The sequence below is a fragment of the Stenotrophomonas sp. 89682_Sma genome (assembly GCF_056481405.1).
The window spans coordinates 390,001-392,500 of sequence record NZ_CM151147.1 but is presented as its reverse complement, the minus strand read 5'-3'; the positions used below and the strand labels follow the sequence as shown (position 1 = coordinate 392,500).

The 2,500-nt window shown below is 54.5% G+C and carries 2 rRNA genes (1 of these 2 cut by a window edge); both read right to left on the bottom strand.

Annotated features, from left to right (window positions below):
• Positions 1 to 402 precede the first annotated feature (402 nt).
• Positions 403 to 517, bottom strand: a 5S ribosomal RNA gene (gene rrf / locus ACZK29_RS01750).
• A 126-nt stretch (positions 518 to 643) separates the two neighbouring features.
• Positions 644 to 2,500, bottom strand: a 23S ribosomal RNA gene (locus tag ACZK29_RS01745) (it continues 1,022 nt past the right edge of the window).

Genomic DNA, 2,500 nt, shown 5'->3' with positions numbered 1-2,500 from the left:
TCTGCAAGATGGACAATCATCCTTCCTGCAGGCGCCTTCACAAGATACCTGCGCATACTTTCAAAGATCAGGGGAAGTGGCCTCAGCGCCATTCCCGTGTGCTGCGAAGTTTCCTTCGTAGCGAGCCGCCCATTATAGCCGGCTTTTCCGCTTCGTCAACACCTTTTTTCAAGGCCGCCTCACCGGAGTGGACGTTGTTGCCGATGCTGCTTCGTCGTTGGGCCCGAGGGCCTTTCGTCGTTGCGAGCCGCCTATTATGGCAGGCCTTTCAGCTTTGTCAACAACTTGTTTGAGGAACTTGAAGCTCTTCGTGAAGTTGTTGCTGCAAGTCCAGGTCGAAACCGGGTGCCTGCAAAAAAAGGAAAACCCCGCTGCGCATGCAGCGGGGTTCTCGGGTGTAAACCCTGGCGATGACCTACTCTCGCATGGCTTGAGCCACACTACCATCGGCGCAGCTGCGTTTCACTTCCGAGTTCGGGATGGGATCGGGTGGTTCCACAGCGCTAATTTCACCAGGGAGGCTTTTGGAGAGTCGCACTCGTCCCGATGGGACAAGGCGCCAGCCTCGCATAGTTCTTGTGACGTAGCGTGCACTTGGATGCTCTTACGACGCTGTCGTAAAGCCAAGGCAACTTGAGGTTATATGGTCAAGCCGCACGGATCATTAGTATCAGTTAGCTCAATACATTGCTGTACTTACACACCTGACCTATCAACCACGTAGTCTACATGGTTCCTTCAGGGGGCTTGTGCCCCGGGAGATCTCATCTTGAGGCGCGCTTCCCGCTTAGATGCTTTCAGCGGTTATCGCTTCCGAACATAGCTACCCGGCAATGCCACTGGCGTGACAACCGGAACACCAGAGGTTCGTCCACTCCGGTCCTCTCGTACTAGGAGCAGCCCCTCTCAAATCTCCAACGCCCATGGCAGATAGGGACCGAACTGTCTCACGACGTTCTGAACCCAGCTCGCGTACCACTTTAAATGGCGAACAGCCATACCCTTGGGACCGACTACAGCCCCAGGATGTGATGAGCCGACATCGAGGTGCCAAACACCGCCGTCGATATGAACTCTTGGGCGGTATCAGCCTGTTATCCCCGGAGTACCTTTTATCCGTTGAGCGATGGCCCTTCCATACAGAACCACCGGATCACTAAGTCCTAGTTTCCTACCTGCTTGATCCGTCGATCTTGCAGTCAAGCACGCTTATGCCTTTGCACACAGTGCGCGATGTCCGACCGCGCTGAGCGTACCTTCGAGCTCCTCCGTTACTCTTTAGGAGGAGACCGCCCCAGTCAAACTACCCACCATACACGGTCCCCGACCCAGATAATGGGCCCAGGTTAGAACGTCAAGCACGACAGGGTGGTATTTCAAGGATGGCTCCACTGCAGCTAGCGCCACAGTTTCATAGCCTCCCACCTATCCTACACAGACGAACTCAACGTTCAGTGTAAAGCTATAGTAAAGGTTCACGGGGTCTTTCCGTCTTGCCACGGGAACGCTGCATCTTCACAGCGATTTCAATTTCACTGAGTCTCGGGTGGAGACAGCGCCGCTGTCGTTACGCCATTCGTGCAGGTCGGAACTTACCCGACAAGGAATTTCGCTACCTTAGGACCGTTATAGTTACGGCCGCCGTTTACTGGGGCTTCGATCAAGAGCTTCGCCTTGCGGCTGACCCCATCAATTAACCTTCCAGCACCGGGCAGGCGTCACACCCTATACGTCCACTTTCGTGTTTGCAGAGTGCTGTGTTTTTGATAAACAGTCGCAGCGGCCTGGTTACTGCGACCCTCTTCAGCTATAGCTCGCACGAGCCACCAAAAAGAGGTGCACCTTCTCCCGAAGTTACGGTGCCATGTTGCCTAGTTCCTTCACCCGAGTTCTCTCAAGCGCCTGAGAATTCTCATCCTACCCACCTGTGTCGGTTTACGGTACGGTCTGCGTAAGCTGAAGCTTAGGAGCTTTTCCTGGAAGCGTGGTATCAGTGACTTCGCCATAAAGGCTCGTCTCGGTGCTCGGTCTTAAAGGATCCCGGATTTGCCAAAGATCCAAACCTACCGCCTTTCCCCAGGACAACCAACGCCTGGTACACCTAACCTTCTCCGTCCCTCCATCGCACTTACGCGAGGTGCAGGAATATTAACCTGCTTCCCATCGACTACGACTTTCGTCCTCGCCTTAGGGGCCGACTCACCCTGCGCCGATTAACGTTGCGCAAGGAAACCTTGGGCTTTCGGCGTGCGGGTTTTTCACCCGCATTATCGTTACTCATGTCAGCATTCGCACTTCCGATACCTCCAGCAGACTTCTCAATCCACCTTCAACGGCTTACGGAACGCTCCTCTACCGCGCATACAAAGTATGCACCCCAAGCTTCGGTTCTGTGCTTAGCCCCGTTAAATCTTCCCCGCAGACCGACTCGACCAGTGAGCTATTACGCTTTCTTTAAAGGGTGGCTGCTTCTAAGCCAACCTCCTGGCTGTCTGTGCCT